The sequence below is a fragment of the Terrihabitans soli genome (assembly GCF_014191545.1).
GTDB classification, from domain to species: domain Bacteria; phylum Pseudomonadota; class Alphaproteobacteria; order Rhizobiales; family Methylopilaceae; genus Flaviflagellibacter; species Flaviflagellibacter soli.
In genome coordinates this window covers 2412990-2439261 of the sequence record NZ_AP023361.1, presented here as the reverse complement: position 1 = coordinate 2439261, position 26272 = coordinate 2412990, and the positions used below count along the sequence as shown (strand labels likewise).

The window sequence follows — 26272 nt, the reverse complement described above, 5'->3', positions numbered from 1 at the left end:
ACTTATCCTATTGGGACTTGGATACAAATGAGCTTCGTAGCGGGGCTCGTTGGTCTCGTTTCCTGGACCTTGGCCGAGTATCTGGTGCACCGGTTCATCCTACATGGATGGTTCCCTCGGTATCACGCGATTCATCACCGAAATCCGCTCGACGGCATGGGTATCCCATATCCGGCGGCGGGTATCATCGCAACCGCAGCCCTCACAGTCGGCTACCTTTTGGCGGGTACGATCGGCATCGGATTCGTGGCCGGTCATCTAGTCGGCTATGGCGCGTACGTCTTGGTGCACGAAGGGATGCATCATCACCCGGAAAGCTTCGGCGAGCTGACAACCGCCCATGACATTCACCATCGTCAGTGGCGGTATAATTACGGGGTCACGTCCCCGATCTGGGATGTGTTTTTCGGCACCTATAAGGCCTGACTAGCCTCGAACCGAATCGTTCCGAGTCTGCACAGATTTGTAAGTGTAATTCGGCGTGATCATGTTCCGTCTGCTATGAAGCAGATTGCCAAAACGGCAGAAATCATTGCGAAGCTAAAAGCCGCCGTCGGTGACGATGTAAATGTCGACGACGTTGTGGTGTTCGAGGCAGCGGCTTTTAACACGCTCCCAATTCGCAAACGTCACACTCTGTTCTTGAACGCTCAAGCCGAGCGGAATCTGCTTGTTGAGATGGCCGCGGCGCTCGCCGCTGAAAGCCGTCCTGTGCAGATCATGCACAACACCGAAGTGCTCCCGGTTGGCCGGGTATTCCACGGCGAGGTCATCGACCGCGGGGACTACAGCGAACTTCGCACTCTCTTTTTCGTCGACCCAACGCACGCGGATCTGATCGGTCAGATCGAACGCGGGACAGTTGATCAGGTCTCGGTCTCGATCCTGTCCAAGAAGCTGCTCTCGAGCGCCTCCGGTTTCGACTTCTACGGCCCTGACGCGACGTTCGAGCATCTTTGGACCGGCACCGACCCGGACGGCAACAAGCTTGGTCAGGACGGTGTGTTCGCGCGCCTCGTTGGTCTCTCAGAATTTTTCGAGATGTCTCTCGTCCATCGTGGCGGCGCCCAGAAGGCGAAGATCGTCTCGCGCGAACAATCTCATTTCGGGTCCGCAAATTTCCAGCGCCTCGCCGCCAGCGGCTTGGACCCGAATGTCCTTGTGCTGACGGCAGTAGCTGAAGGGAGTCCCACCGTGGATTTTGAAAAACTGATGACCCAGCTGACGGACAAGACGTCCAAGCTGGCTCTTTCGCAGGCGGAAGCCACGTCGGCGAATGCCCAGATCGAAACGCTGACCGCCGAACTGGCCGATGTTCGGACGAAGCTCGAAGCCGCCACCGCGGATGATGTTGCGGCGAAGCTCACCGAGGCGAACGCCACGATCGAGTCGACCCAGGCTGACCTGACTGCCGCGACGGAAGCCCTGAAGGGTGTTGCTCAGAAAGTCCTTACGGCCAGCGGTAAAGTCGATGCCGAGGTTCCGGCAGATATTCAGGGGATCGTCTCCCTCATCACCGAAACGACCGAGGGGCTGGCAGCGGCTCTCGTCGCTGGCGGTCGTGCCAAGCCGGCCGACTCTCTCAAAACCCCTGACACCCCGAAGGGTGTGTCGGCGTTCCGCACCAACCGTCCTCGGTAATCCCAGGAGCAAAAGAAAAATATGCCTACGTCGTTTCATAACAAAGTCTCCCTGCAGGGTTTCCACTTCGAGGACTCCCTGTTCACGTTCAAGCTCGCGAACGGCATCACCAAGGCCGACGAGGGTAAGGCGGTCGCATTTGGCGCCGCTGCGAACACCGTGAAGCTCGTCGGTGACGGCGATGCGATCATCGGCCGTCTGGAAGTGGTTGAAGACCGCAAGGTCGAAGGCCAGCTCGTCGGGACGGTGGCTCTGCGCTTCATCAACACTCTGCCGAAGGGCGCGGGTGAAACCATCACCATCGGCCAGTCGGTCTGTGGTGACGGCACGGCCGGCGCCGTGCGTGCAAAGGTCGTCGCTGACGACGACTACGGTAAATACAACATCGTCGTCGAAGTCCTGGCGACTGAAGTCGTCGTGGCTCAGGTCTAATCCAAGGGGAAAAACAACAAAATGTCTCGTCCACTGCATCAGCTCAAGCGCCGCAAGGTTCAGGAACTTGCCCCGCTCCGCAGCGACAGCCCGGCCGCTTCTGCTGAAGCGGCGATCAAACTCGTCGCGGAAGCGAAGGAGTTCGGTCTCGGTCTGCGCGACTTCCTGACCCTTGGTATCGACGTCCGCGGTTCGGATAACCCCGACCAGTTCGCGGACAGCCAGGGTCTCCTCGGTGGCTATGAAGCCGCTCTGTCGTTCCTCGGCCTCCCGGTCAACGACAACTTCGAACAGGGTGTGGTGCTCGACCTCGCGTCGGACACCTTCCAGACGTTCCCCGGCACCCGTGCCCTCTTCCCAGAGGTCGTGGATGATATGGTTCGCTGGAAATACCGCCAGGATACCTTTGAGAACGTCAAGTCCATCGTCGGTACTTCGCGTACCGTCGCCGGTGTTGAGCTGATCTCGACGGTTATCGATGATAAGGAAGCCGACTATCAGGGCTCGCACGCCGTCGCGGAACTGTCCCGCGTCCGCGTGAAGACGATCCGCACCACGCAGAACTCGGTTCAGTTCTTCAAGCATGGTTCGGGTTATCGTACCTCGTACGAATTCAGCCGTCGGGCTCGCCTCGACTTGCTGACCCCGTACGCGATCCGTATGGCCCGTGAAACCGAACGCTCGAAGGTTTGGGCGGCGACGGAAGTTCTCATCAACGGTGACGGCGTTCACGCCGCGGCCGGCGTTGTGGCTCAGTCGTCCTTCAACACTGCGGTCGGCACCAACGCCACCAACGGTAAGATCTCGTATCAGCACCTCGTCCGCTGGCTCATTGCCCGCGCGAAGGCCGGCACGCCGATCGACACCGTCCTCGGCAACTGGGACGCTTACATTCAGTGGTTGATCATGTTCGGCGTTCCGACGTCGGATAAGGTTGCCACGGATGCCGAGCAGCTGGCCAACATGGGCTTCCAGATCCGTGGTGTCCCGCTCCTGCAGGGCACGATCAACTTCGCTCTTTCGAGCGGCGTTCCGGACAACCAGCTCGTCGGCTATTCGCGTGGCGACACGATCGAAGAGCTGATCGAAGCCGGTTCTCTGATCGAAGAGTCCGAGCGGTCGATCCAGAACCAGTCGATCACCTACGTGAAGACGGAGAACTCCGGTTACCGCCTCCCGTTCGGTGACACCCGTTCGATCTACAACTTCGGCGGCTAAGGAAAGGAGGGGGCGCCAAAAGCGCCCCCTTAATCCCTCATGAAACTGATTGTCGAAACCACTGGTGATTTCCAACTCCTCGATCCGACCAACGGAAAAGTCATTCGATATGACGGCCTGACGGTCACCGACGAGTCCCCCTTCCTCAGCTCGCGCGCGGCCATCGGTCAGGTGCGGGTAGTCGCCCAGGTCAATGACGAGGCGACTGACGAGGAACTCCGCAAATACGCGGAAGAATGTAAGGGTGACCAGACCCTTCTTCTCGAAAGCTTCCTGGCCTCTTACGGCGTCGAAGTCGAAGGCCAACCGGAACCTGAAAAGGCTCCGAAGAAGCGCGGCAAGGGCAAAGCCAAAGCTGACGAAGACAAGGCCGAGATCGAGGAAGAGAAGGCCGACTGATGGATTTCCTTGCAGGACTTTCCATCGCCGTCCCGGTCTTCTTCACCGTCAGCGGCGACCCGAAAGTTCCTGACTCCGGAACCGCGGTCTACACTGTTTACGATCAGGCCGGTGAACCTATCACCGGCCTGATTGACGTCCCCCTTTCGACGGGTCCCACAACGACCCGGACGATCATCTCAATTTCCCAGACCTATACGTCGATCTCCTCCGGTCGGTTCTCGAAACTCACTGTCATCGTGCGTTTCGTCCACGGGGGTATGCCGCACACTCTGCGGATTCCGGTTCGTCTGGTGCCTTTTATCAACTACTCGGCTTCGCCTGCGGATGTGCGCTCTTACTGTGGCGTCAATGCCAGTGAGCTTCCTGACGGCGACATCGACATCTTCGAAGCGTTTCTCACCATCGAAAGCATCGTCGGTCAGACCGAACTCGCCGCGGCGCTCGCTGCCGGAACTAAGGTCGAGGTTTCTGCCAATATGGCGATCCTCTACGCGGCGGCTCTGAGCGTTCTCCCGAGCCTCCAGCTTCGCGTAGCGCAGCGCCAGTCCGACGGACCTCTGACCTTTGATCGTGCCCCGATCAAGGACTTCAGCAAGCTTTATGGTGAGACCCAGTCGCTTCTTACGGAGGCTCTGAACCTCGTTACCGGCCGTTCCGAGGGGGACAATCCTCTGCTGGTCCTCACCACACCGGTCGACCCCATTACGGGGGCCTAAGCCGTGCCTCATCTTGGCGCCGTCGCCGCGAATTTCCGTTCGATTTACAAGCTCGACACCGGCCTCGAATTCAGCGGCACGATTCATCCCGCGGAAGAAGGCTCGGTTCCGAGCTACGAGTTCACGTCTCCCCGCCTTCTCCTCCGTCTGCCGCTCGATAGTTCGGTCCCGATTGGGGCGATCATGCTCGATGGAAATGGCCGGCGCTTCCTGATCGCCGATCATGGCTTCGGAGATGTTTATCGCGTCCACCGGTTGTTTCAGTTGACTCATCAGGTTCCTTGGGCTCGGGCGGCTTCCGTGGTCGACCTTCTGACGGGCCTGAACCGTAGCAACACGTTTACAAGTCTCGGCACGGTTTGGTGTCTCATGGAGCCCACCGGACGTGAATTCCCTGATCGGCAAACAAACGCCCGCGAAGAGACGCGCCGCGTCATCACATCCGCGGCGCTGCAGTTGGGGGACAAGTTCAATAATATGATCGTGAAGCGCATCGATGAGCTACTCGGTGTGAAGCTGGTTGAGATCCAGTAATGACGATCGAGGTCCGTATCGGTGGCAAATACCGCAAGATGGTGCCGAATGCCGAGACGGCTGCATATATCGCTCAGGACATCATGGACGCGATGGACAAGGACGTTCGCGCTCAATCCTTTAGAGCGGTCGAACTGCTTCGGCGCCGGATGGAGCGGGCCGGCAACCAGGAGATCGAGAAGATCACCCCGTTCATTACCCAGAAGCTGATTGGTCTTCCTGATCAGCCTGGGGGAGTGGACATTATGGCAGTCATCTCCGGCGGTCTTGATGGTGGCATGGTTTGGAAGGAGCTGTCGCCTCGAACGGTAAGGCACAAGATAAAATCCGGGTATCTGCGGAACTCCTACAGATTATTCCTGCATACCGGCGAGCTTCGGTCGAAGATGCAGAAAGCCAACGGAAAGCTCGTGGCTCGCACGGGTGGCGTACAGATCAGCTACAAGGCCGACTACGGGAAGAAGTCGTGGGCCAATCTCAAAGAGCGTGGCCAACTCGGTCGGGACGTGCTGGGGCAGATGATCATTCGGATCATGCCGAAGATCACACCATATCGACTGCACGCACTATCAACTGGTGAAGTCTCCGACGCCGGCAAGACTCAAGGGCTCGAGCGGATGCTGTTTCCGTCGGCGCCTGAATTCAAACTCCGCGGGCCGTCTTTCCCTAATGGAGGCACGGTTAACCGCCCGCTGGTCGGCCCCACCATCGCGTGGTGGGCCTATGAGCGTATTCCAAGCCTTCTACGGAAGGCCGTTGCCAATTCCTTCCAGGGATCGAGAGGCCGTCTATGATGTACCGAAACCTTCACGGCTCGGTCGTGAAGTTTGCTCAAGCCCTCATCGAGGAAATTAATTCCACGATTCCGGATGGGGCTTTCCAGTTCTATGATTGGGATGCTCACGCGGAAACGCAGGAGCTGCCGAACAGTGACCTTTTAGGACCGCACGGGCTCGCGTTTGTCGAGTCAGAGAATGTGATTGAAGTGACGTTCGCGATCGCGGTTTCGACCTATGGTGACGAGAACCTTTTTCGTCTGCGCGATGGTCTGAACATGGCATTCGAGAAGATGCGACCGACTAAGACGGTCGAGTATTACGACGCCGCAACGACTTCGTTGCTGAATAAGATGGTCATTGCTTCAGGCACCATGCTGGCGCCTGTAGGCCGAGCGACGATCAGGCCTTGGCAGTTTGTTCAGGCGACTGCGCTGCTTGAGATTCAAGCATAAGAGCACGAAGCAGACCGATAGGAGCTTCGAACTCCGCGGCCAATGCGGCTTCTATAAGAAAAACGCATTCGGCGCTGATGGACCTGTTGTTGTGCCGTGCTCTCGTTTTCAAGCAGTCGGCCAAGTCTTCTGTCATTCTGATGGTGTGTTGAGCTGTACGATTCATTCCGAATCTTTCCGAGGCGGTACTACATAGCAAATATAAGTACAAGAGCCGACGTATCAAGGGTCCGAATTTCTACGCCAAAAGGACCTGATCATTATGGCCGGCACCGCCCGTACAGACTCTTTTCTGCTCGCCAACGCGACCGTCATGGTTGGTCCGATGGCCGACCTCCACAAGCTTCAGCCCGATAAGCATTCGCTCGGTCTGGTGAAGCGTTTCGTCGTGACCGCAGACCCGACGTTCGTTGAACTGACGCAGGGCATCACCAATGATGTCGTGATGTCGGTCAAGAACTCACACGGTCTGAAAGCCTCTTTCGAAGGTTACGAGTTCACCTCCCGAAACCTGGCTTACGCGGCCGGCCTCGACGCCTCTGGCGCGACGTTCGAAAACGCGAGCACGATCCTTCCGCTCGATGCTGAAGTCGATTCGTCCGACACGACCTTCGTCGTGAACGGCGATCTTGATGCCGAGATCGACGTTGGCGAATTCGTTTACATCCAGGAAGCAGACGACAAGGTTCACGTCGTCAAGGCGTCGTCCGTCGCACTCAACACCGGTAAGACTACGATCGGTATCGCCACCGGTTTCTCGGTCCCGACGGGTGTGACCTTCGCCGCCGGGTCCAAGGTGGCCAAGGCCAACAAGGTTGAGATTGGCGGCTCCGTCGTTCAGGCGACCCTCGCGGCCAAAGTGGTTGGTACTCTTCCGAAAGATGGCTCGCCTGTCGTGCTGCTTTTCCCGAAGATCAAGATCACCAAGGGCTTCTCTGTCAGCTTCGACACCGAGAACTTCTCGAACCTTCCGTTCGAGTTTACGCCTTACGCCGGCGTCCCCGGTGATCCGTTCTATTCCACCTATGGAACAAAGGTAATGATCGGCCTCTCGGGTAAGTAAGAGCCGAATAGTACGCTTGCTCACTTAGGCCTCCGTCATTACATGACGGAGGCCTTTTTCTTTTGGAGAAACTCACAGCGTGAGCATTGAACCCAAGTTCTCGATCAAGGTGAATTCCAAAGATCGAGAAATCCTGATGAGCTACGGTCTGCTGAATGCATTGACCTCGCTCTGCCAGGACCCGACCGAAGCTTCCATGATTCAGCTGGACCCGGAACTTCGTAACAAAGTCCTCGCCGCGACTCTCGCGGAACGTAAACCCAGCGGTAAGGTGACGAAAGAATTCGACGCGGAAGACATCGATGCCGAGCTTGAGAAGATCGAAGATCTGCTGGCTTGGGTGCAGGATCATCTGATCGCTTTTTTTCTTCGTTCCACCCAGCGAACGCTGGCCAACCAGAAGAAGTACGAAAAGGACTTCAGGGAGCTGGCCCCTCAGTCCTCATCGGATGGTTCGCCGGCTTAACATTTCAGGAGAGTATTGTATGGGCGCTTAACTGCCGCCCAAGCTCTCTCACAGAAGTTTACTGGAGTCACACCTACGAGGATCTCACCTCGTTGGTGAGAATCCAAATGCAGTACGAATTGGCGAAGTCCTCTCAGCAATTAGAGAACTTCGCCCTCGTCGCCGCCCAAGCGCTGGGCGGCGGGAAGGAGGAGGTCCATCAACCTGAAACCTTCTCCGAGTTCTTAGGCGCGGTGGATGCTTTAAGTGGCCGGTGAAAACGGGTCGATTGGTTTAAATGTATTCGCTCAAGCTGAGCAGGCCCGTAAAGAGTTTGACCAGCTCAAGGCATCCATCGACGGCGTTATCAAGTCGGTAGCCGGCGCTCAAAAGCAGCTCAATCAGCTCTCCAAAATCAACATCGATGGTCAGGTCATTGCTTCGAAGTATACGAAGGGTGACCGATCGCTACTCGACAGCCTCTCCCGTGGCTCCAAGGAAACCCAGCGCACCGAAGCTTTGGTGAAGAGGAAGATCCTCGAACTTAATACATCGATGGAGCAGGTCACCGCTCGTCTAGTTGAGGCGCACACCAGGGCCGCTGAGAGGGTGATGAAGACATCGAAGGCGCAGGTTGAGGCAGGCGCCAATCTGACACAGCAGCGTCTGGCGTCCCGTCTTCGAAACTCTTCACCCGGCGTCATTCGTGCGAAGGATGCCAATGAAAGTTTCCGCCTTAGCCAGTTGATCAAGGACTCATCTGCCGAGCAGTTGGATATTCGCCGCGCAACGGCTGATCTGCAGAGGCAAATTAAAACCCTACGTTCAGACCCCGAATCTCTCCGTGCTCGGCTTACGGGAGCGGCTCAGTCCGAGGCAAATTCACGAGCCAGGCTGCGATATGGGGATGACACAGTTCGCAACGCTGGCACACTCGGCCGGATAACAAACAACGGTGGATCGGACTTCCTGCAAATTCAGGGCGCGATCCTCCGCAACTACCTGGTTCTCGGCGCCGGTATTGGAGCCGCAAACTATCTCAAAAACCAAATCGTGGAGATCGACCGAGAGCTGAAGCAGTTCCAGGCTATCACCCAGACCACGAATTCGGAAATGGAAGGCTTCGAGCAGCAGCTGTTTGCTGTTGCCAGCGGATCTAAGTTCTCAGCTCTAGAAGTTGCCAAAGCCGCAACCGTCCTCGGTCAGGCGGGTCTGTCGACCGCGCAGGTTAAGAAGTCCATCGAGTCAGTAGTCTTGCTCGCCACGGCCTCGGGTACCGATCTTCAGACCTCGGTGGACGTGGTCACTTCGACTCTTGGTGTGTTTAATCTTGAAGCCTCCGAGACGGCCAACATCGCGAATGTCATGACGTCCGCGCTGAACCTGTCGAAGCTGACGATGGAGAAGCTGTCACTCGGCATCCAGTATTCTGCCAACATCGCAGCCGACGCGGGGGTCACTTACACCGAACTTACGGCGGTCCTCGCCGGTCTCTCAAACGCAGGTATTAAGTCGGGTTCGACGCTGGGCACCGGCCTCCGGCAGTTGATGATCGACATCATGAATCCGAGTAAGGAATTCCTCAAAATTCTTACTCGTATTGGTTTGACGACCGCCGACGTCGACATCAAAACCAAAGGGTTCACGGGGGTGATGCATACCCTCAGAGATGCTGGGTTTACGACGGCAGATGCCGTTGAAGCGTTCGAGGTTCGTGCTGTTTCCGCCTTCTCGGCAATCAGCAAGAACCTCACGTACATCCATCAGCTCCATGATGGCATTGTCGTTACGGAGGCAGCGGCCAAGGCCAATGCCACCCAGATGGAGGCTCTCGGTAATATCTGGGACAACTTCGCTTCGACGGTTGCCAGCTCGGCATACACTGCCTTCCGGCCGACCATCAGTATCCTGAAGGAGATTCTGAAAGGCGCGACGGCACTCGCCCGAGGAATGCAGGACGCAACCTGGTTTACGATCCCGCTCTCCGCAGCGCTGGCTGGTCTCGGCACTTGGGCCGTGGTGTCTCCTCTTGTTTTCCTGGTGAAGAATTTCGGCCAGCTTCGGACTGTTCTTCTCAGCACCACCGTCGCAGCGCGCGTTCTCATGGCTACGATGGCCGGCGGATCGGCGGTCGGCGCGGTTGGTGGCCTGGGAGGCCTGCTGTCGTTTGTGAAGGGCCACCCGGCGCTGATGATTGCGGGGCTGGCCGCGGCCGCTGTCACGGCCTTTGCCGTGTGGGAGACGGCCGCACAGTCGACTGCGAAGGCAATTGACGAGGTCTCTGGGAAAGTCAACGAACTCGGTGGAGCGGCGTCCGAAACAGAGAGCCGCATCAGCTCGATCTCGGAGAGGATGAAGGTCCTTTACGATCGGTACGATGAATTGGACAATGACGACGCCGCGCGGCGAAGCATGGTTCTCGAACTTAAAGCTGCTTATTCCGAGTGGGGCCTTTCCCTTAGCACGACCACAGACGGCGTCGAGGAGCTGATCGGCGCATTGACCCGTCTCGAAGAGGCCCAGCGAAAGGCGCTTCCTGACCAGCTGATGCTTCAGCAGCAGGAGCTGCAGAATAAGCTGGCCCTTGAGCGACAGCAGCTCGGAGACCGGTCGTCCAACATCGGCGACCTTAACCGTTTCCAGAGCATCAAGGCGCGTCGTCTCGCAAGCTCCGAACCGGCCTTCGGACAGGCTGTCTCTATCCTCTCCGGTAAGGAAAAAGCCGGTGAAGGTTTCAATGTCCTAAGCGGTTTGCTCGTCAAACTGAATGAGGCGATTGAACGTAACAAAGCCGACGAGTACGCGACCGAGCAGCTGAAGCTGGCTTACGGGCTCATCAAGACCCAGAACGCCAACATCAACAATCTCGAGTCGACCAAGTACGCGATCGATGGAAACACTTACCGTCTCGGTCAGGCAATCGCCCTCAAGGAGGGGGCCGAGCGCGGTCTTCTTGGTCGCAACGTCTCGCGTCTTTACCCGACCTCACAGTTGTCCGGCATCAAGGACCCCACTGAGCGTGAGGAAGCGGCTAAGAATCTCGAAGGTTATTTGCAACTCTATAAGTCTGGCATCGAAGCTCAGATCACCAAACTCGCCACCGAGCTGGCGCAGCAGGGCGCGGGAGATCTTGAAGACATCAAGACCTATCTTCTTGCGGAGTTCCACAAGAACGTCAGCCCCCTGGATTCTGAAATTGGAAAGGTCATCGCTTCTTCTGGCGAAGCCAGAGAGAAGAAGGACAAGAAGGACTACAAATTCCAGACCGCCGGTTTCCAGACCGAGATGGCCGGCTACAATACGCAGATCAACGCTCTGGTCACGCAGTCCCGATCGCCGAATATCCCTGGCGCACGCATTCAAGAGATCGCCGACGAGGTCAATTCTATCGTCGAGAATATGGTCATTGCGGCGACGAAAGACTTCAACTCTGATCCAGAGCGCACCAAGCGTCGGTTGGATGGCGACCTCTCGATTGACGAAGAGCTGAAGGAAGAGGTCCGTCGCATCCGCGAGGAAGGTCAGCGGAAGATCTTCCAAATTCTCGAACGTCAGTACGAGGCGGTGGAGAAGGAATTTGACCGTCCTGCCGAGGACGTTAAATTCCGTCTGGAAGCTGCCCGGAATTCAAATGCTCTGCCGAGCACAATCCGCGGCTTGGACGCCGAGCTTCTCCAGGCCGAGAAGAAGGCCAATGAAGACAAACTTGGTTACTTCCAGAAGCAGCTTGCCGAGCTGAACAAGGAGAAGGCGACGGGAGAACGTCTGGTCGAGATTGCCGGCCAGCGTTTGGTTCTTGAAGAAAAGATCGCCGAAGCCCAGCGGAAGAAAGCCGAGTACGCGACGTCTGGTGGCCCCACTGTTGGTCAGGCCATGAACGATGGTTTCCAGTTATGGCAGGTCCAGCAGGGACTAATGCACGCCAACGGCCAGATGGTCTCCGCGGCCGAGCAGGTCGGCGTGGCGTGGAACAGCGTTCTGAATAACCTGACGACGAGCTTCTCTGGTTTCTTCGTCAGCATCGCTAACGGCACGAAGACGATCAAGGAATCCTTCCGTGACATGGCGCTCAGCGTCATCGACAACCTGATGCAGATCATCGCGACGGCGCTCGCGAACCAGATTATTATGAGCGTACTCGGCCTCGACGGTGTTCCGGGTAGTGGAGGCGGTAGTGGGGGCTGGCTCAGCCAGCTGTTCGGCACGACCAAGGGTTCGGCCCTCGGCGAGCACATCAACACCGGCATTCCCGGCCGCGACAGCACACTACGGAAGGTCATGCCGGGTGAGTTCATCCTGCGAAAGTCGGCCGTGGATGCCATCGGCGTCGACAGCTTGACCGGCCTGAACAATCAAGGCAACCGCCGTATGTCGGAATCTATGGCCGCGAACGACAACAAAGCTGGTATGGGCACGCTCAACGTGTGGGTGGTGTCGCCTGACCAAGTGCCACCTCCCGGCCCGAACGACATCGTCGCGACGGTCGCGGATAATCTGCAGCGTAAGGGCGTCCTCAAGCAGCTGGTGAAGCAGATCGCAATCGGCGGCTAGTACTGCTGCTGCGTTGGCGCCGAGATCGGAATGACCGGGCTGGCGATGCCATAGCAGGGCGTCCGTCCTGGCCCACCCATGAACTTCACGAGCTTGTCGTTCTTGAAATAACCAATGTAGTTCGAAAGCATCAACCCTCCAGCCGGAACCCTTGCGCGAAACTGAAGGCAGATCGCGGTGCTGTCGGGATAAGCGGAATTGAGTGGTCGGTAGGGAAGGGACACCACCACATCCTGAACGGACTCGGGATCGTGGAAGTTCTCTAGGATGTAATCGGAGATTTGCTGTCGGTAGGACACGACCGTCTCCCGATCCAGCTGGACCTCGTAGTTTTCCTTGGCTGCTGCCGACGTGGCCAACAACACCACCGCAACTACGGCAATTCCCATAGAATTCATGTTGGTCCCCCTCTGACCTCCCCCCATCTATGCTTGAGACTAGATTCCCGCGTCAAGGGCACAGGTGGAAGAGTTCGACTTCCCATATCATCGCGTTAGCGACAAGTACCCTGAGAGCAGTGTTCGGGTTCAGTTCGGTGGCGGCTATCAGTTCGCGTCCGAGCCTCGTGCCCCTGACCAGTTGACGTTCACCCTTCGATTCCCCGCCATGTGGTACTTCACCGACGGAAGCGGAGACCTCGACAAAGAGGTCAATCTCCAGCGGAATATGGCTGCGCTGGAGGCGTTCTATGAACGCCACCGACTCTGGAAGAGATTTGAGTATGATCATCCCCGCCGCGGGGTTGTTGTCGTGCGCTTCGCCGATCCCCTCGAAACTCCTGATCCGCTGCCGAATGAGAACGGGCTCGTCCAGGCGTTCGAAGTGAAGCTTATCCAGCAGCCGTGACGACACCCCCGAGCCATATCGATGAAGCCTACAAACTGGACGCTGGTGCGCTCGTTGACCTGTTCGAACTGCGATTGCGCGACCAGACGACAATCGTCCGGTTCAAGAATAACGATACGGTTACTTGGCAAGGAGTGGAGTGGGAAGGGGCGGCATGTCGCCTAACCGGTGATAAGCGTTCAGCCAATGAAGAGGAAAGTCGGCCCCGTCTTGTCCTCGTCAACCCTGCCGGTGTTTTCAATAAGCCGGCCCGTGAAGGCAAGTTGGAGCGAGCGACCGTTGTCAGAAAACGGGTACTCCGCAGCAATCTGGATGCCGACGTAAATCTCTTCGAGCAACGTATGTGGTACGTCGCCCGCGTGCCGGAGTGGATCACGAACCAGACCATCACCCTCGAGCTGAGAAGCATGATCGACGGGCCAAATTTCCAACTTCCGGTTCGGATGTATACCCCACCGGAATTTCCGACGGTGACCTTGTGAACCTGAAGGTCGATCATCTCGTCGGCTTCGAGTTTAATCATGGGAAAGTGGATTGTCTGACGACGATTCGTCGATTCTATTGGGACAACTTTGACATCCCAATCCCGAATTTTGCCCGTCCGGAGAACTGGTGGAACCACGGATTGGATCTGTATGGGCAGAACTACCATAGATTGGGGTTCCGCGCTGTCCATACTCATCCTTCAGAATACCGTCCTGGCGACCTTATTCTTATGGCATTCCGGTCGAAAGTCGCGAACCACGCCGGTGTTTTGCTTGAAGGCGGAAACTTCCTCCACCACTTCGCCTATAGAACATCGTGCGTCGAACCCTACACGGGGCGCTGGCGCGACCTCACCGTAGGCGTGTTCCGTCACAAAGACGTGGATTTCGTGCCTGAAAACGCGACTTCCAATCTGATGGAACATCTGCCTCAAAACATTCGCGAGAAGATTGATGCCGCAGCTGCGAGAGTATCTGACGCCCGGTGAAGAGCGCGTCGGCTTTATCCTCCGCAGCGGCGAAATCGTCGAAGTAAAGAATGTTTGTGAGAAGCCGGAAGAGGGCTTCGAAGTAAGCGGCGACGACCTTCTCAAACATCTCCCTGAAATCGTAGGTACGTGGCACACCCACCCATCAGGATCGAGCAATCTGTCTATGGAAGACATGGCCGGGTTTCTGAATTGGCCCGATTGGGAGCACTTCATCGTCGGTCAAGACGGAGTTACGAGATACGTCGTCTCTGAAGGGGACCTTCTCGTTGCGTAGGGTCCGAGTCCATCTCCACGGCTACTTATCGAAATTCTCTGAAGGTCCGATCGAGATCGAGTGTCAGACTGCGGCCGAAGCAGTTGAAGCGATCTCTCGGCAACTTCCTGGTTTCGCGCCTGATCCAACCCGCGGTCGTCATCGAATTCAGGTGGCGGGATGCGAGACCTTGGAAGACCTCTACAAATCTCTCCAGGCTGACGACCTTCATATCCTTCCCCAGCTGACTGGCGGTAAATCCGGAGGGTTTGTTCAGATCCTCATCGGCGCCGCGCTTGTCGCTGCCTCCTTCATCCCCGGCATCAACGCAGTTGCAGCAGGGATGATTATGAAAGTCGGTGCGTTGCTGATTTTGGGCGGTCTCGCTCAGATGCTCGCACCGGCCCCACTGGACGATCAGTCCGAACAAGATAGGTCCCGCTATCTTGGAAGCCCTCGCAACACCGTCCAAATCGGAACCCGTATTCCGATCCTTTACGGGCGTTTCCGAGTGTATGGTCACTTCCTCTCCTTCGACATCAACTCTCGCGCGGGAACCGCGATATGAGGACTCGACGTGCAGATTAGCCCTCAAATCCTGTTCGAAGCCGTGAAAGCTACGGGTGGATACACCCAGGCCTCACGCTTTCTTAAAGATCAGGGACATGACATTTCACGGGACACCATTCGGCGTCATCTTGAAAAGCTGAAACTCAACCCGCTTGGCGGGGGTCACCCGGAATTCGAAGTGGAACTACCTTCGTTCGACGAGGTCGACGTTGACGCTCTTATCGAGCGACGTAAAGAAGAGTTCGCAAAGAGCTGGCGACAGCATCAGGCGGAAAAGGTTATCCCGATCTCTGTCAAACTTGACGGGCCGATCGGTATTGGCTTCCTCGGCGACCCGCATCTCGACTCTCCCGGTTGCGACGTGGAGACGGTGTTTCGCCACGCGGCTCTGTTCGATGGGCGCAACCCCGGCCTGTTTGTCGGCTGTATGGGTGACGTATGGGACAACTGGGTCGGCCGGCTGCAGTCTCTCTATGCTAAGCGTTCCATGTCGGACGCGGAAGCCATCGCGTTGGTTCGGAATTTCGTCAGCCGCGTCAACTGGCTGTTCTTCATCTATGGCAACCACGATCTGTGGAAGGGCCGTCAGGAACTTCTTACGGAAATGATCGGAGCGCAGTCTCCGATCAAGAAGGATTGGCGCGTCAAAGTTGGTCTGAGGCTTCCGAACGGCCGCACGGTTAAGATCTATGCCGCGCACCGCTTCCAGGGTAATTCTCAGTGGTCGACAGTTTTCGGTGTGGCCAAGAAGGCTCAGCTCGACGGCACGAACGATATTTACGTGGGCGCCGATAAGCATATCAGTGGGTACACACACGGGTGGCACGACGGAAACGACCGTATGTGGCACGCGATCCAAGTTGCGGCCTATAAGAAGATCGACGATTACGCGGATGAGATCGGCGCGGAACGACAGGACCCGTACCAGTGTCCGGTCGCTCTGATCGACCCTTCCGCTTCCAATCCGATCAACTATATACGGTGGGAGTTCGATCCCGAAGAAGGAGCCGAGCGCCTCAAATGGATGCGCTCGAGATTTGAAAGCGGCAAATCAGCCTCATGACGACAAAGGTTCTGGCGTTCGCGGGTTCAAAAGGTGCAAAGCAGCCGAAGCGGACGCCAGACAATCTGTTTTCTACTGATGTCGTCGAGGCTATTCTCGGCCTCTCTGAGGGACCGATCCTCGGGCTTGAGAACGGTCCACGCTCTTTCCTGATCGGGGAAACGCCTCTCGTTTCTGTCGACGGTAAGAATAATTTCGACACCTTCGAACTGACGGTCAATGAGGGCCACGCTGACGGGGAGCTTATCGTCTCCCGGCTCGGTGGCTTCGGATCGTCGACTTCCGTGGGTACAGACCTCGCTTCAGCGGTCCCCGTTGTCCGGTCTGGCACTCATGAGAACATCAATTTTATCGATATTCGCCTCGTCATCAATCGCCTCGTGATTGCCAATTCGAAGGGTGACTTCGAGGCGACGGGCGAGATCAAGATCGAATATAAGAAAGCGAGCGCCAGCACTTGGTCCGTAGCGTCGAACTCGCCGAGTAATAGCAGCGGCGGGGGCTCGTCGATCTTCTTTGGTCTGGCGGAAGACAACCTTGTTCTGACGATGCCTGTACCGGGCGACCGAGCAACATACCGGCAGAACTCCGCTCCATTCCCGTCCGCCGAGAAAGCCATTTGGTTCGACGCCAATGACGATAACCGGCCATATGTTTGGAAGGATGAAACGAGCGAGTGGCTCTCGCCGCAAAGCCTCGTGCGCCTTGCTACCTACTGGCAGTGGCAGGAACTCAGCGCGTGGGGTTCTGACAAGATTGCTCGAGCCTATCTCGGCGCCCGCCCCACGGTAGCTGACCAAAGCGATTACTGGCTTCCGGCCGACGATGACTCGACCGTCAAGTTTTATAATGGAGCGTCGTTTATCACGGCCGGCTCGACCTACGAGCCTTCGGGCGCTCCGATCGCCCCCGATGGTGTTATTCGCATTAAACGGAAAACCACATCGGCCGCGGTTGTCGAGCTTCGCCTCCCGGTGCAGGAGGTTGATGAGCCATACGACATTCGTGTCACGAAGCTCTCACCTGAAAACACCACAGAGTACTTCTTCGATGTGTCTTGGGAATCATTCCAGGAGATCACTTCCGATCCCCTGCGCTTCCCCGGCTTGGCGTCGGCGCATTTGGTGGCTCGCGCTTCTGATCAGTTTTCAAGTCTTCCTGACCTGTCTGGCATTTATTGCGGACGGACGGTCAAAGTGCCGACGAACTATGACCCTGTGGAGCGAACCTACACGGGGGTCTGGGATGGAACGTGGAAGATCGCCTTCACGGACAACCCGGCCTTCGTTGGTAATGATCTCGTCGAGAATACTCGATACGGTATCAACGCCTATTACCCGCTGGTCCTGAATAAGTGGGACGTCTACGAAGCGGGAAAATGGTGCGACATCCGCCGAGCCGACGGTGAGCCACGATTCACGTTCAATTCTCTGATCTCCGACCCTCGCCCTGGTCGCGAGATGGCCGAGTATATCTTCGGCGTTTTTGGTGGTCGGCTGATCGACGACGGAAACGGCTCCGGCCGGATTATGATCGACCGCGACACCTCTGCGGTGAAGCTCTTCACGCCAGAAAACGTGGTCGACGGCGTATTCACTTTCTCCCGCACGGAGACGGATTCTCGGTTCAACGACATCACGGTGACCTTCACCAACCCCGACCTTGGTTGGAAAGAGGATCGTCGCCGCGTCTCCGATGAAAGCATGATCGCCGAGTTCGGCAGGGTTCCTCATCCGTTCATCGCGGTGGGCTGCATTTACGAAAAGGAGGCGATTGCCCGCGGCCGCTACAAGCTCTGCACGGCGACCACCGAGACCACGATGGTCACTTTCAAAACCAATCGTCAGGCGCTGTATCTCACGCCCTATGACATCGTGCTGATCGCAGATGCTGATAATGAAAGCGGCATCACCGGCCGCATCAAGGCAGTAACCGGCGCCCGAACGGTGAGCCTCCGAGACCCAGTCTCGTTGGAAGTGGGTGTGACCTACAAGATCAATTTCGAGACCCCGACTGGAATCGTTCAGCGAACGATTTCCAATAGTGGAGCAGTAACGAGCATCTCGGTGACCGCCGATCTCCCGACACTGCCGGCTCAAACCGTTTTCAGCATCGAGGCCGAAGGCGTTATTGGGACGCCATTGCCATTCCGCGTAATCGATATTGAAGAAGCTGAAGACAATCCTGACGACGTCACGGTCACGGCTATCGAAGTCAATCGTCTCAAATGGTTGTTTGTCGACGGTCTGGTGGATGACCCTGAAGAATTGCCGTCTTCGGATCTCGGAAGCAGTGTTGTCGAACCAATCGGAAATCTGCGGCTTCTGCCGAGTCGTTCGATGGTCGGCACTCGAGTAGTCGAGAACGTCACCCTTGATTGGGACCCGAGCCCGAGCAAACTGGCTTCTCGCTTCCGCGTGTACCAGAGCATCAATGACGGCCCGATGGCCTCGATCGGGGAAACTTCAAACTTCCATATGGATGTTCGGGATCTTGCCCCCGCGAACTATGTGTTCGGTGTGGCGGCTCTCAACATTTTCGGCCAGGAAGCCCCGCTGGTCACCATCCCGCACTTCCTGATCGGAGACGAGCGACCGGTTCCCCAGCCTGACACTCTGCGTCTCGTCGATGAGGCGAGCGATACTATTTTCGAGCGGAGATCCCCGACGTTCGAATGGACGATTGGGGACGCTCCGCTCACGCAATACTACCGTGTTAGAATTCTCGATGCCGTCACCGACACGGTGATCCGGGAGGAGCTGGTTACTCAACCTACCTACACCTACGAATATACTCGACAGGTGGCAGATGGTGGTGGAACTCCACGCCGGTCCTTCAAACTGTCGGTCACAGCGGTTGACCAGTTCGGAAATGAATCCGCAGCTCTCACCGAGGTGTTTGAAAATCCGCAGCTCACGACCGTAACCGGCCTCACGCTGGACGGAGGTGTCCTCGCCATCACCGCAGCGTTCAATATGCCAAGTGTCGAAGACTTTGGCGGCGTTCAGTTCCACGTCAGCATGGAGGGTAGTAGCTTCGATCCGGACGAGACGACGCTGGTCTATGACGGTCGAAACACGTCGATCACATTCCCGGTGGAAAGCGCCGGCATGTACTTCGTGAAGATCGGCCCGTACGACAATTTCCGAAAAGACGACATCACCTTCTCGACAGCGGTTGCCGTTATCGTCCACACCGTGGAAGTGATCGGGGGCAACGACCTCACCGATGCCGTCGAGGACCTCCAGAACCGGCTCGCCGAGGCCCTGCAGCAGGCCCAGGACCTTGCCGCAATGGTTGCCGAGCAAGACGCCGGTAATGAAATCGATCGGCAAATCCTACTTACCCGTCTCACACGCTCGATCGATGACGTCTCTTCTTTCGTGGAAGATGTTCGGCTGGTAGCGGTGGAGGGTGACTCGGCGCTCGCTGCGGCTATCACACGCCTCAGCGCGACGGTCGGAGAGGTGAGCGCTTCCGTGTCCAGTGAGGCTGCGGCGCGTGCTGACGCCGATGAAGCAATTGCCCAGCAGATTACCGACGTCACCGCTCAGGCCGCTGAGGGCCTCGCTGGCGGCCGTTTCAAGATGACCGCGGTCAGCAGCCCGGTCGGTGTCCTGGCCGAAATCGAGCAATACGTAAAAATCCAACCGACCGACTCCGATCAATTCTTCGCGGGCGAGAAGCTGCAGGTTTACGAGATTGTCGGCACGGGCGAGCGAAAGGCTCGGAAGCTCATCGACGTTGATTCATTTCTGATCGGTCGCACCGAAGACGGCGTCTTCCAACCTGTTTTTGCGGTCGAGGATGGGGAGGTTCGACTTGATGTCGCAAACATCGGAACGGTGACTTCGGGCATTATTCAAAGCCCCGATGGGAAGTTCATCATCAACCTCAACGCTGGCCACCTGATCATCTACGACTAATGCTCTCTCGCCTCGTCTTCGGAAAGAACAAGGACGGGCTCCCAGTCTTGGATATTTCCAATCCGGGATTCGATGCCTTCCTAAACGATCCCCTGCTGAACCCCGAGCGTTATGGGTTCTCTTCCCGTTGGAACAAGTTCGATAAAATTCTAGAAGCGGGGACCGTCAGTCACGACTTCGGCTCGAACGGCGAAACGGCGATGCCGGAAATCATCATCCCCCGCCGGTCAGGATACGATCCTATCGTTCGGGTGCAGCTCATGCACCCAACCTCCAATCTGATCTACGAGGACTATTGGCGCCGATTGTCGGTTGCGGGCTCGACCGGAGATCGCGTTACTTCGTTCATGGTTGGGATGGGTACAACCGTGACTACGAACACTTCGAGCATCCGCATCAGCAACACCCGCGGTCGAGAGAATGCCCTAACCGGCGTGTGGCGATTCCGATATATCGTGTTCGATCTTCCCGCCAACCAGATCACTGTTCTTCCGCCGCCGCCCCCGCCGGAACCAGAAGATCTGCCAATTCCAATGTTGAATCTTCGTTGGGGTGATGACTATCTCTCAACGTTCAGAAACTTCCAGTTCCCGACGAATATCACACCGGGAGACGTTTTAGTTTATATCGCCACGTCTTCGCACGACTCCGCGCGCGACTTCACTTTATCTGGCTTTACTTTAGGCATCGATCTTGTCGATCAGTTCGGCGGCACAAGCACTCGCTTCCGAAATAAGATCGGCTACCGACTGGCTGACGGTTCGGAAAACGGCATCAACGATCTGCTTCGCTCGGATGGTGAGATCAAGCTTAACGCGCAATGCCTGCTCCATTTCAGACCGCCGTCACCAGCTACATCCATTTCCTGGCTAAGTGGCTGGGGTGTCGCCAACATTCCTAGCAGCGGTTCTACTCTGGCTGTCGTCGCACCGCCGCAAACTTTTCCGGCTCAGACTGCCAAGGGGATTATTCGTGTAACGTCAAGCTATGATCGTTTGAGTATGGCGTTGACCGTCGATTCCATAACGGGCCAGCCTATCAAGTTCCAAGACGCATCTCCGGCGATGGACCTTTCCTTCGGTCAACCGTCCTCTCATTTTACCAGCGGATTTGGTGCTCAAAGTACGCACCTCGTAGAACTTGATACCTTTTTGGATTCAGCTCCGGTGCAAGTGGTCACTTATACCGGAACGAACGTTGTTCAGGGTCCATCAGGGCACTGCTACTGGGTCCCCGCCGGGTTGTCTTTGGGGATAAACTGGTAATGGTGAAGCGCGCCACTCTCTCACCGACGTCGATCCGAATTTCCAAGCCGGGATTCAATGTTGATACTGCCACAGAGGATCAACTCCTAATCGGCGCCGGCGATTACCCGCAAGCGGTGCTTCAAGCCGGCACAGTCTTCGTAACTACGGCAGCACCTGTAGATATTCTGTTTGGGATTGTTTTGCCGTGGGCACCGCACTTCCACATTCAGGGCGCCGCAGAGTCAGGGGAGGGCTTCGTGACGTTCCCCGCCATGCGAACCAGCGGCAACGTGTCCGGGGTTCAGTCAACCATCCAGCCATTCACCGATAGAATTCGCATAACAACCGAGTTCGATCGGTGGATCTGGTACATGATTTTTAACAGGCAAGCGGCATGACCCGGCTCCGTCTCGGTAAAAACTCGGTCGGAGATTTCAAGGCGCAAATCTTGAAAACGGGGGCCAATCCAAACGACCCCGCGTTCGGGGATATTCTCTTCGACTCCGATTACCCGAACATGCGTGTCTACGAAACCGGGCATGTCACGTTGGCTTGGGCCACCGGTACGAGCTTCAGCCCTAGCGCCGGCCAAACGGTAATCGACACGGTAGACCGTCCGTTCGTCCCCATTTGCCTATCGATGGCTTGGAGACCATATGTCGAAGGCAACGTCGATCTTACCGCTCTCTGGGGAATTGGTCCCTACAATAGATTCGGGGGCGGCACGAACTCTGCCCGGCCCACGATGATGAGAACCTTGCCGATCAGTCACCGAGGAATTTGCCCGAATGTGTACGACGATGGTGTTCTCCAACAGATCCGCGGCTATCGGCTGCGAGTCTATTCGAACCAGCTCATCGTCAATAACTATTTCCGTTCAGGAGGTCCGAGGAACGTCGAGTCCGTGACGACCTGCGAGAACATCGGCGGCGGGCAAACCCTCTGCACCACGGCTCGTTTTGATTATTACGGGTCGAACCCCCATGCCAGTTATTCGGGGAACCAAATCAAACTCACATATCACCTTCTGGAACTTCTATGACGCTGCTTGTTTATGATCATGAGGGGGAAACTGCCGGGCGCATCACTCGGGCGGTTACCCAATATCTACCGGAGTTGCCGGGTCTGTTGTCTGACTTGGGTCAGCGTCACGTCACGGTGGACGGCCCTGTCGATATGGACCGATCTTATATCGAAAATGGCTTGCTGCTTCCTCGCAAGCCTATGCCGATCCTCGTAACCAAAACCCTGATTTTGGCCGACGGCCAGGACGAAGCCAGGATCACCGGCATCCCGAAGGGGTCCACCATTTACGTCGACAACAATCTGCTCCGCGATTTCGATGAGTCCGAACTGACCGTGAGTTCTACCGATCGAGCGGTTTACAACATTCGTTTGGTTCTGTGGCCTTGGGCGGATGCATTAATCAGGATCGAAGCCCAATGAAATTGATGCTCGGAATAAAAATCGACGCCATGAAAGTGGTCGCCGAAGATCGTCTGAACCACCTTCTGGCGGAAGCTCCGTTGTCTCCGTACTTCACTGAGGTCTACCGGCTCAAGTATGAGCGAGCCTTATCCGGTCTCAGGGCGCCTCGGGACGAGTTCCATCCGGTACTCATCGAGGAGGCGGATGCTCTTGGTATCCCGGTACGAGAGCTGGCCGAGAAGATTAAGGCTAATCACGAAGCATCGATCCGGCAGTTGGACGAGACGGAAGTCCTTCGGCGCCGCCTAGTCGCACAGGTTCGAGCCGCAACAACTTCTCAAGAGATCGATGAAGTTTTCGTTGAATTGGCGGACCATCGTTCCTTCGACGAGCCCGAGAACTCTCAGTTGAAAAGTCTGGATGCGAGAAGCTTTACTGAATTCCTCGAAGTCGGAGAGAGGGTAGGCGAAGCCGTGAAGATATCTCTTCCGTAAGAAGGAGGTAAGCACAACTTTGTAAGCCCAGAATCGAGCCCCCATGTTGGGCTCGATGTCGACCATCCTAACCGATAAGACAGGTCTGATTACCCTGACGGCCGGCTCGGCCGCTTTCTCTGGCTCCGGCACTGTTTGGCAGACCAAGAAAATCAAACCCGGCTATTTGCTGGTCGCCGCCGGTTCCGTCGGTGTCATTCAATCGATCACTGGAGAAGGTTCCGGCGTTCTCGCGCACGAGTGGGAAGGCCCATCCGTTTCGAATGGCGACTTCGCCATCGTCTATACGCCGTCCGATGCGCCTGAGCTGGCCGGCCGCGTCCGAGCCCTGATCGAGCAAACTGCAGCTACGTTCGCAGCCATCAATGATGGAACCCAGGCTTGGGGCCAACAGATTGTCGGCTCTGGCGCCAATCAGCTCCGCACGCGGATTGATGTCGGCGACATAGTCCTAGAGCGATCCTCGGATAACGGAGACAACTGGACTGTCTTCCTTAGAGTCGATGCGGCTACGGGGCGCGTCAAGTTTTTCCAGAACCGTCGTCCGGTCACCGTCAAGACGGCCGACTTCACGCTCTCAGCGGCTGACGTCAACAAAGTCTTTATCTGTACCTCTCCGCTTTCTATCGCGATCGAGACCGTCACCTCGCTTGGTGATGGATGGTACTGCGACATCAAATCAGATGGCGTCGAGGTTGAACTCGAGCCCGACGGCATCGAAACGATTGATGGCGGCGAAGGCACGGCACTTGGGGCAAACGAGAGCATCACGCTCGTTTGCTCGGGGGGGCAACTGTACACCCTTCGCGGGGGCGGCTCCGGCAGCGGCGAGATCACGAAACGCGGCGTTTATTCAGCCGGAGTGACCTACGACGAGAACGATCTCGTCGCCTATGACGGTTCCTCGTACCTCAGCCGTGTTGATTCAAATACGGGCCATACACCGAGCACGAGCCCCACCCAGTGGCAGCTTTACGCCGCTCGCGGCGAACCCGGCATCGGCAACGTCTACTCGGTCACGTTCGGGATCAGCAACCGCCCTCATGCCGGCGAAGTCTTCCCACCCCACGTTTTCTCCGACGCCGTGGTCTTCCCTGCTGGGCTTGGAACCAGCCGGGTGGTCGCGCAGCTCGCAGCAACCGCCACGGCCGTCCTCTCTCTCAAGAAGAACGGCGTGCAGTTCGGCACCGCAACCTTCGCAGCCAGTGGGACGACCGCTGTTATGGCCGCGTTGAACGAAACCACTTTCAATCCCGGTGATGTCCTTACGGTCACAGCGCCAAATCCGCGCGATACGACTCTGGCAAACATCGGAATCACCATCAGAGGACTTCGATGACACAGAGCGTCAACATTGGCGATCGCTTCGCCGTGACCGAACCGTTTGAGGTTCGTAACGACAAGGGCAGGCGTCTCGCCAACTACCTTCCGCAGTTCGATTACGGCGTCACCGTCCGAAACATCGACATCGCTAATGGTCTCATCACCGACGGAAAGGCCGTCAAGGTTGAAGGCTCTGCCGGCCTTCGGTCGACCACCACGGACTTCACGGCTGCTGAGCCGAAGATGACTGGGGCAATCAAAACAAACAAGAAGAAGGGGAAGTAAGTCGATGTCCATTACCCATAACACCGCTGTTCGCAATCTGCTTGCGGGCGTCGTTAAGACGGCCCACGAGACGGGTGGTGGCACGGCGAAACTTCGTCTGCGTGACTCCGCCACCACGGTTGTCGATTTCAATCTGGCGGCTACGCCGTTCGGGGCTGCTTCGAGCGGCACGATCACGGCGAACTCGCTCCCGATCGAAGCTGAAGCAGTCGCCAGTGGTGAGATCGACAACTTCATCACGCTGGACAAGGCGGGCACTCAGATCCTCGCCGGCAGCGTGACGGCGGTCGGTATGGGTGGCGACATCGAAGTGACGAACACCAACGTGGCCAACGGCCAGGACTGCGAACTCGAAACGCTGACCTACACCTCGCCGCTCTAATCATGATCGGAGTGGGCATCGGCACGCCTATTGGTGCGACGTTGCGGACAGTGCTGTCTGTTGGTTCGGCGCTGTCCCCAACGACGTCCTTGATGGCGACGTCGATCAATTCGATGATCTTTACGACTGGCGAGCTTATGAGCCAGCAGTTCGTATTGAATGTCAATGCCTCCGCGTATGTGCGAGCGGTCGGGGCTCTGGCCCCAGAATCAGTCGAGATCGAAATCCAACCGAAGGTTTGGGTTTCCGCCTTAGCGGCAATCGTCTCTCCAGATTCAACAACTTCGGGATTGATTTTCAAAAGCGGCGTCATGCAGACGGTAGGGGACATCCAGTCTACCGCCGCCACCGCCGGCCTCGTCGCGCCTTGGGTTTCTATGGCGGGCGATTTAGAACCTGTTGCGACAGACCACCTTTCCTCCGTGGTCTCGGCAATTGTCGCCGCATCGGCGTCTCTGCATCCGGCCGCGCCACAGCTCGAAGGCACTATTGCTTCGTGGATCAAAGCTGTTGCCGCTCTCGCTTCAGATAGCCCTTCGGTTCTTTCGACTGTTAAACCGTGGGCGACACTGATCGCGGCTCTCGCGGCGTCCTCGGCGCAAGTGGAGGGAAGCGCGGCGCCCTGGATCGGACTGTCGGGTTCGCTGATTAGTCAAGTAGCTGTAATTACCAGCGCACTTGGGGCGATCATCACAGCGAGCGGTGAGCTGGTCTCTACCGATCCTAGCTTGGCCGCTGAGGTAGCTGCATGGGTGAAAGCCGCGGGAGACCTGGTTACCCAGGTCCCGGACTTCTCATCTCAAGTCTCGCCGTGGGTGACCTTCTCTGGGCCGCTCGAGACCGGAGATGTGGCGTTGGTCTCGACAGCCAAACCGCGGGTCGGAGCGATTGGCTCGCTGCAACCCGATAATGCCGACATCACCAGTCGATCTCAAACCACCAACATGCTGCTCGTCTTGGCGAACGTGGATGCCGCTCGCGGAAAGACTGAATCGATTGTTGCGGCCCACATCAAAGCTGGCGGGGCTATCGAAGCTCAATCTGCAGTGATCGACGGAGAAGCCGCGGCGATCATCCGAGCGGTCTCTCAAGCGCACGCCCAAGACGCCACGCTCGACAGCAAGATGCTCGCACACATTGCCGCAATCGCAGGGCTCAAGCCCGAAGACCCAATCCTTATCTCGGACGCGGTCACCTCTGACCTGCGCCGCATCATCATGGCAATTTATTATTAAGGCTCGACGTA

General features: G+C 57.0%; 30 protein-coding genes. 29 read left to right on the top strand and 1 reads right to left on the bottom strand.

Annotated features, from left to right (window positions below):
• Window positions 1-27 precede the first annotated feature (27 nt).
• The 13 genes from IZ6_RS12670 (at window position 28) to IZ6_RS12610 (ending at window position 12233) form a co-directional block, all read left to right on the top strand.
• The gene (locus tag IZ6_RS12670) at window positions 28-426 is read left to right on the top strand and encodes a sterol desaturase family protein (RefSeq protein ID WP_222875411.1); all 399 of its coding nucleotides are present in this window, start codon (window positions 28-30) and stop codon (window positions 424-426) included.
• Between the two features lie 75 nt (window positions 427-501).
• Window positions 502-1641, top strand: a complete 1140-nt coding sequence (locus IZ6_RS12665) for a hypothetical protein (RefSeq protein ID WP_222875410.1) — start codon at window positions 502-504, stop codon at window positions 1639-1641.
• Window positions 1642-1662: 21 nt separating this feature from the next.
• Entirely contained in the window at window positions 1663-2073 is a 411-nt protein-coding gene (locus tag IZ6_RS12660; protein WP_222875409.1) for a hypothetical protein, read from the top strand.
• A 21-nt stretch (window positions 2074-2094) separates the two neighbouring features.
• Window positions 2095-3291: a hypothetical protein gene (locus IZ6_RS12655; RefSeq protein ID WP_222875408.1), complete on the top strand. Its 1197-nt coding sequence runs from the start codon at window positions 2095-2097 to the stop codon at window positions 3289-3291.
• Between the two features lie 39 nt (window positions 3292-3330).
• Complete coding sequence (locus IZ6_RS12650; protein WP_222875407.1) at window positions 3331-3690, top strand: hypothetical protein; 360 nt, start codon at window positions 3331-3333, stop codon at window positions 3688-3690.
• Window positions 3690-4409 carry a hypothetical protein gene (locus IZ6_RS12645; RefSeq protein ID WP_222875406.1) on the top strand — a complete coding sequence of 240 codons (720 nt, stop codon included), beginning with the start codon at window positions 3690-3692 and terminating at the stop codon, window positions 4407-4409. The genes IZ6_RS12650 and IZ6_RS12645 overlap by 1 nt, the downstream gene beginning before the upstream one ends.
• Before the next feature lie 3 nt (window positions 4410-4412).
• On the top strand, window positions 4413-4943 hold the full coding sequence (locus IZ6_RS12640) for a hypothetical protein (protein ID WP_222875405.1): 531 nt from the start codon (window positions 4413-4415) through the stop codon (window positions 4941-4943).
• Window positions 4943-5737, top strand: coding sequence for a hypothetical protein (locus tag IZ6_RS12635; RefSeq protein ID WP_222875404.1), 795 nt, complete (start codon window positions 4943-4945; stop codon window positions 5735-5737). Before IZ6_RS12640 ends, IZ6_RS12635 begins: the two co-directional genes overlap by 1 nt.
• Window positions 5734-6174, top strand: coding sequence for a hypothetical protein (locus IZ6_RS12630; RefSeq protein WP_222875403.1), 441 nt, complete (start codon window positions 5734-5736; stop codon window positions 6172-6174). The genes IZ6_RS12635 and IZ6_RS12630 overlap by 4 nt, the downstream gene beginning before the upstream one ends.
• A 262-nt stretch (window positions 6175-6436) precedes the next feature.
• A complete protein-coding gene (locus tag IZ6_RS12625) occupies window positions 6437-7237 on the top strand; it encodes a hypothetical protein (protein WP_222875402.1) in 801 nt (266 codons plus the stop codon).
• 79 nt (window positions 7238-7316) lie between these two features.
• Window positions 7317-7703, top strand: a complete 387-nt coding sequence (locus IZ6_RS12620) for a hypothetical protein (protein WP_222875401.1) — start codon at window positions 7317-7319, stop codon at window positions 7701-7703.
• 107 nt (window positions 7704-7810) lie between these two features.
• On the top strand, window positions 7811-7960 hold the full coding sequence (locus IZ6_RS12615) for a hypothetical protein (RefSeq protein WP_222875400.1): 150 nt from the start codon (window positions 7811-7813) through the stop codon (window positions 7958-7960).
• Window positions 7950-12233, top strand: a complete 4284-nt coding sequence (locus IZ6_RS12610; protein ID WP_222875399.1) for a phage tail tape measure protein — start codon at window positions 7950-7952, stop codon at window positions 12231-12233. Before IZ6_RS12615 ends, IZ6_RS12610 begins: the two co-directional genes overlap by 11 nt.
• On the opposite strand, the gene IZ6_RS12605 is transcribed toward IZ6_RS12610, so the two are convergent.
• Window positions 12230-12622, bottom strand: a complete 393-nt coding sequence (locus IZ6_RS12605; RefSeq protein WP_222875398.1) for a hypothetical protein — start codon at window positions 12620-12622, stop codon at window positions 12230-12232. The two genes, IZ6_RS12610 and IZ6_RS12605, sit on opposite strands and share 4 nt — an antisense overlap.
• Before the next feature lie 73 nt (window positions 12623-12695).
• On the opposite strand from IZ6_RS12605, the gene IZ6_RS12600 reads away from it, so the two are divergent.
• From IZ6_RS12600 to IZ6_RS12525, 16 genes are all read left to right on the top strand, one after another.
• A complete protein-coding gene (locus IZ6_RS12600; RefSeq protein WP_222875397.1) occupies window positions 12696-13079 on the top strand; it encodes a hypothetical protein in 384 nt (127 codons plus the stop codon).
• Window positions 13076-13561 (top strand): phage minor tail protein L, encoded by a 486-nt coding sequence (locus IZ6_RS12595; RefSeq protein WP_222875396.1) that lies wholly within the window; start codon window positions 13076-13078, stop codon window positions 13559-13561. Before IZ6_RS12600 ends, IZ6_RS12595 begins: the two co-directional genes overlap by 4 nt.
• A complete protein-coding gene (locus IZ6_RS12590; RefSeq protein WP_222875395.1) occupies window positions 13558-14052 on the top strand; it encodes an NlpC/P60 family protein in 495 nt (164 codons plus the stop codon). Before IZ6_RS12595 ends, IZ6_RS12590 begins: the two co-directional genes overlap by 4 nt.
• Window positions 14018-14329: an MPN domain-containing protein gene (locus IZ6_RS12585; protein ID WP_222875394.1), complete on the top strand. Its 312-nt coding sequence runs from the start codon at window positions 14018-14020 to the stop codon at window positions 14327-14329. The genes IZ6_RS12590 and IZ6_RS12585 overlap by 35 nt, the downstream gene beginning before the upstream one ends.
• Window positions 14330-14498: 169 nt before the next feature.
• Window positions 14499-14876, top strand: coding sequence for a tail assembly protein (locus tag IZ6_RS12580; RefSeq protein ID WP_222875393.1), 378 nt, complete (start codon window positions 14499-14501; stop codon window positions 14874-14876).
• Window positions 14877-14885: 9 nt separating this feature from the next.
• The gene (locus IZ6_RS12575) at window positions 14886-15941 is read left to right on the top strand and encodes a metallophosphoesterase family protein (protein WP_222875392.1); all 1056 of its coding nucleotides are present in this window, start codon (window positions 14886-14888) and stop codon (window positions 15939-15941) included.
• Window positions 15938-19867, top strand: a complete 3930-nt coding sequence (locus tag IZ6_RS12570; RefSeq protein WP_222875391.1) for a phage tail protein — start codon at window positions 15938-15940, stop codon at window positions 19865-19867. The genes IZ6_RS12575 and IZ6_RS12570 overlap by 4 nt, the downstream gene beginning before the upstream one ends.
• A gap of 47 nt (window positions 19868-19914) precedes the next feature.
• Window positions 19915-21132 (top strand): hypothetical protein, encoded by a 1218-nt coding sequence (locus IZ6_RS12565; protein ID WP_222875390.1) that lies wholly within the window; start codon window positions 19915-19917, stop codon window positions 21130-21132.
• Entirely contained in the window at window positions 21132-21512 is a 381-nt protein-coding gene (locus IZ6_RS12560; RefSeq protein WP_222875389.1) for a hypothetical protein, read from the top strand. Before IZ6_RS12565 ends, IZ6_RS12560 begins: the two co-directional genes overlap by 1 nt.
• Window positions 21509-22156 (top strand): hypothetical protein, encoded by a 648-nt coding sequence (locus tag IZ6_RS12555; protein WP_222875388.1) that lies wholly within the window; start codon window positions 21509-21511, stop codon window positions 22154-22156. The genes IZ6_RS12560 and IZ6_RS12555 overlap by 4 nt, the downstream gene beginning before the upstream one ends.
• Window positions 22153-22560, top strand: coding sequence for a hypothetical protein (locus IZ6_RS12550; RefSeq protein ID WP_222875387.1), 408 nt, complete (start codon window positions 22153-22155; stop codon window positions 22558-22560). The genes IZ6_RS12555 and IZ6_RS12550 overlap by 4 nt, the downstream gene beginning before the upstream one ends.
• Complete coding sequence (locus tag IZ6_RS12545; protein WP_222875386.1) at window positions 22557-23036, top strand: hypothetical protein; 480 nt, start codon at window positions 22557-22559, stop codon at window positions 23034-23036. Before IZ6_RS12550 ends, IZ6_RS12545 begins: the two co-directional genes overlap by 4 nt.
• 55 nt (window positions 23037-23091) lie before the next feature.
• On the top strand, window positions 23092-24375 hold the full coding sequence (locus IZ6_RS12540) for a hypothetical protein (protein ID WP_222875385.1): 1284 nt from the start codon (window positions 23092-23094) through the stop codon (window positions 24373-24375).
• Complete coding sequence (locus IZ6_RS12535; protein ID WP_222875384.1) at window positions 24372-24644, top strand: hypothetical protein; 273 nt, start codon at window positions 24372-24374, stop codon at window positions 24642-24644. Before IZ6_RS12540 ends, IZ6_RS12535 begins: the two co-directional genes overlap by 4 nt.
• A gap of 4 nt (window positions 24645-24648) precedes the next feature.
• Window positions 24649-25026, top strand: coding sequence for a hypothetical protein (locus IZ6_RS12530; RefSeq protein ID WP_222875383.1), 378 nt, complete (start codon window positions 24649-24651; stop codon window positions 25024-25026).
• 92 nt (window positions 25027-25118) lie between these two features.
• On the top strand, window positions 25119-26261 hold the full coding sequence (locus IZ6_RS12525) for a hypothetical protein (protein ID WP_222875382.1): 1143 nt from the start codon (window positions 25119-25121) through the stop codon (window positions 26259-26261).
• Window positions 26262-26272: the final 11 nt, after the last annotated feature.

Bases quoted from the DNA above. Each gene is read 5' to 3' on its own strand.
- IZ6_RS12625 (WP_222875402.1), top strand. From the start codon at position 6,437: ATGGCCGGCACCGCCCGTACAGACTCTTTTCTGCTCGCCAACGCGACC.
- IZ6_RS12645 (WP_222875406.1), top strand. From the start codon at position 3,690: ATGGATTTCCTTGCAGGACTTTCCATCGCCGTCCCGGTCTTCTTCACC.
- IZ6_RS12525 (WP_222875382.1), top strand. From the start codon at position 25,119: ATGGCGACGTCGATCAATTCGATGATCTTTACGACTGGCGAGCTTATG.
- IZ6_RS12635 (WP_222875404.1), top strand. From the start codon at position 4,943: ATGACGATCGAGGTCCGTATCGGTGGCAAATACCGCAAGATGGTGCCG.
- IZ6_RS12660 (WP_222875409.1), top strand. From the start codon at position 1,663: ATGCCTACGTCGTTTCATAACAAAGTCTCCCTGCAGGGTTTCCACTTC.
- IZ6_RS12630 (WP_222875403.1), top strand. From the start codon at position 5,734: ATGATGTACCGAAACCTTCACGGCTCGGTCGTGAAGTTTGCTCAAGCC.
- IZ6_RS12570 (WP_222875391.1), top strand. From the start codon at position 15,938: ATGACGACAAAGGTTCTGGCGTTCGCGGGTTCAAAAGGTGCAAAGCAG.
- IZ6_RS12670 (WP_222875411.1), top strand. From the start codon at position 28: ATGAGCTTCGTAGCGGGGCTCGTTGGTCTCGTTTCCTGGACCTTGGCC.
- IZ6_RS12530 (WP_222875383.1), top strand. From the start codon at position 24,649: ATGTCCATTACCCATAACACCGCTGTTCGCAATCTGCTTGCGGGCGTC.
- IZ6_RS12665 (WP_222875410.1), top strand. From the start codon at position 502: ATGAAGCAGATTGCCAAAACGGCAGAAATCATTGCGAAGCTAAAAGCC.
- IZ6_RS12655 (WP_222875408.1), top strand. From the start codon at position 2,095: ATGTCTCGTCCACTGCATCAGCTCAAGCGCCGCAAGGTTCAGGAACTT.
- IZ6_RS12550 (WP_222875387.1), top strand. From the start codon at position 22,153: ATGACGCTGCTTGTTTATGATCATGAGGGGGAAACTGCCGGGCGCATC.
- IZ6_RS12615 (WP_222875400.1), top strand. From the start codon at position 7,811: ATGCAGTACGAATTGGCGAAGTCCTCTCAGCAATTAGAGAACTTCGCC.
- IZ6_RS12585 (WP_222875394.1), top strand. From the start codon at position 14,018: ATGCCGCAGCTGCGAGAGTATCTGACGCCCGGTGAAGAGCGCGTCGGC.
- IZ6_RS12555 (WP_222875388.1), top strand. From the start codon at position 21,509: ATGACCCGGCTCCGTCTCGGTAAAAACTCGGTCGGAGATTTCAAGGCG.
- IZ6_RS12545 (WP_222875386.1), top strand. From the start codon at position 22,557: ATGAAATTGATGCTCGGAATAAAAATCGACGCCATGAAAGTGGTCGCC.
- IZ6_RS12540 (WP_222875385.1), top strand. From the start codon at position 23,092: ATGTCGACCATCCTAACCGATAAGACAGGTCTGATTACCCTGACGGCC.
- IZ6_RS12535 (WP_222875384.1), top strand. From the start codon at position 24,372: ATGACACAGAGCGTCAACATTGGCGATCGCTTCGCCGTGACCGAACCG.
- IZ6_RS12560 (WP_222875389.1), top strand. From the start codon at position 21,132: ATGGTGAAGCGCGCCACTCTCTCACCGACGTCGATCCGAATTTCCAAG.
- IZ6_RS12650 (WP_222875407.1), top strand. From the start codon at position 3,331: ATGAAACTGATTGTCGAAACCACTGGTGATTTCCAACTCCTCGATCCG.
- IZ6_RS12605 (WP_222875398.1), bottom strand. From the start codon at position 12,622: ATGGGAATTGCCGTAGTTGCGGTGGTGTTGTTGGCCACGTCGGCAGCA.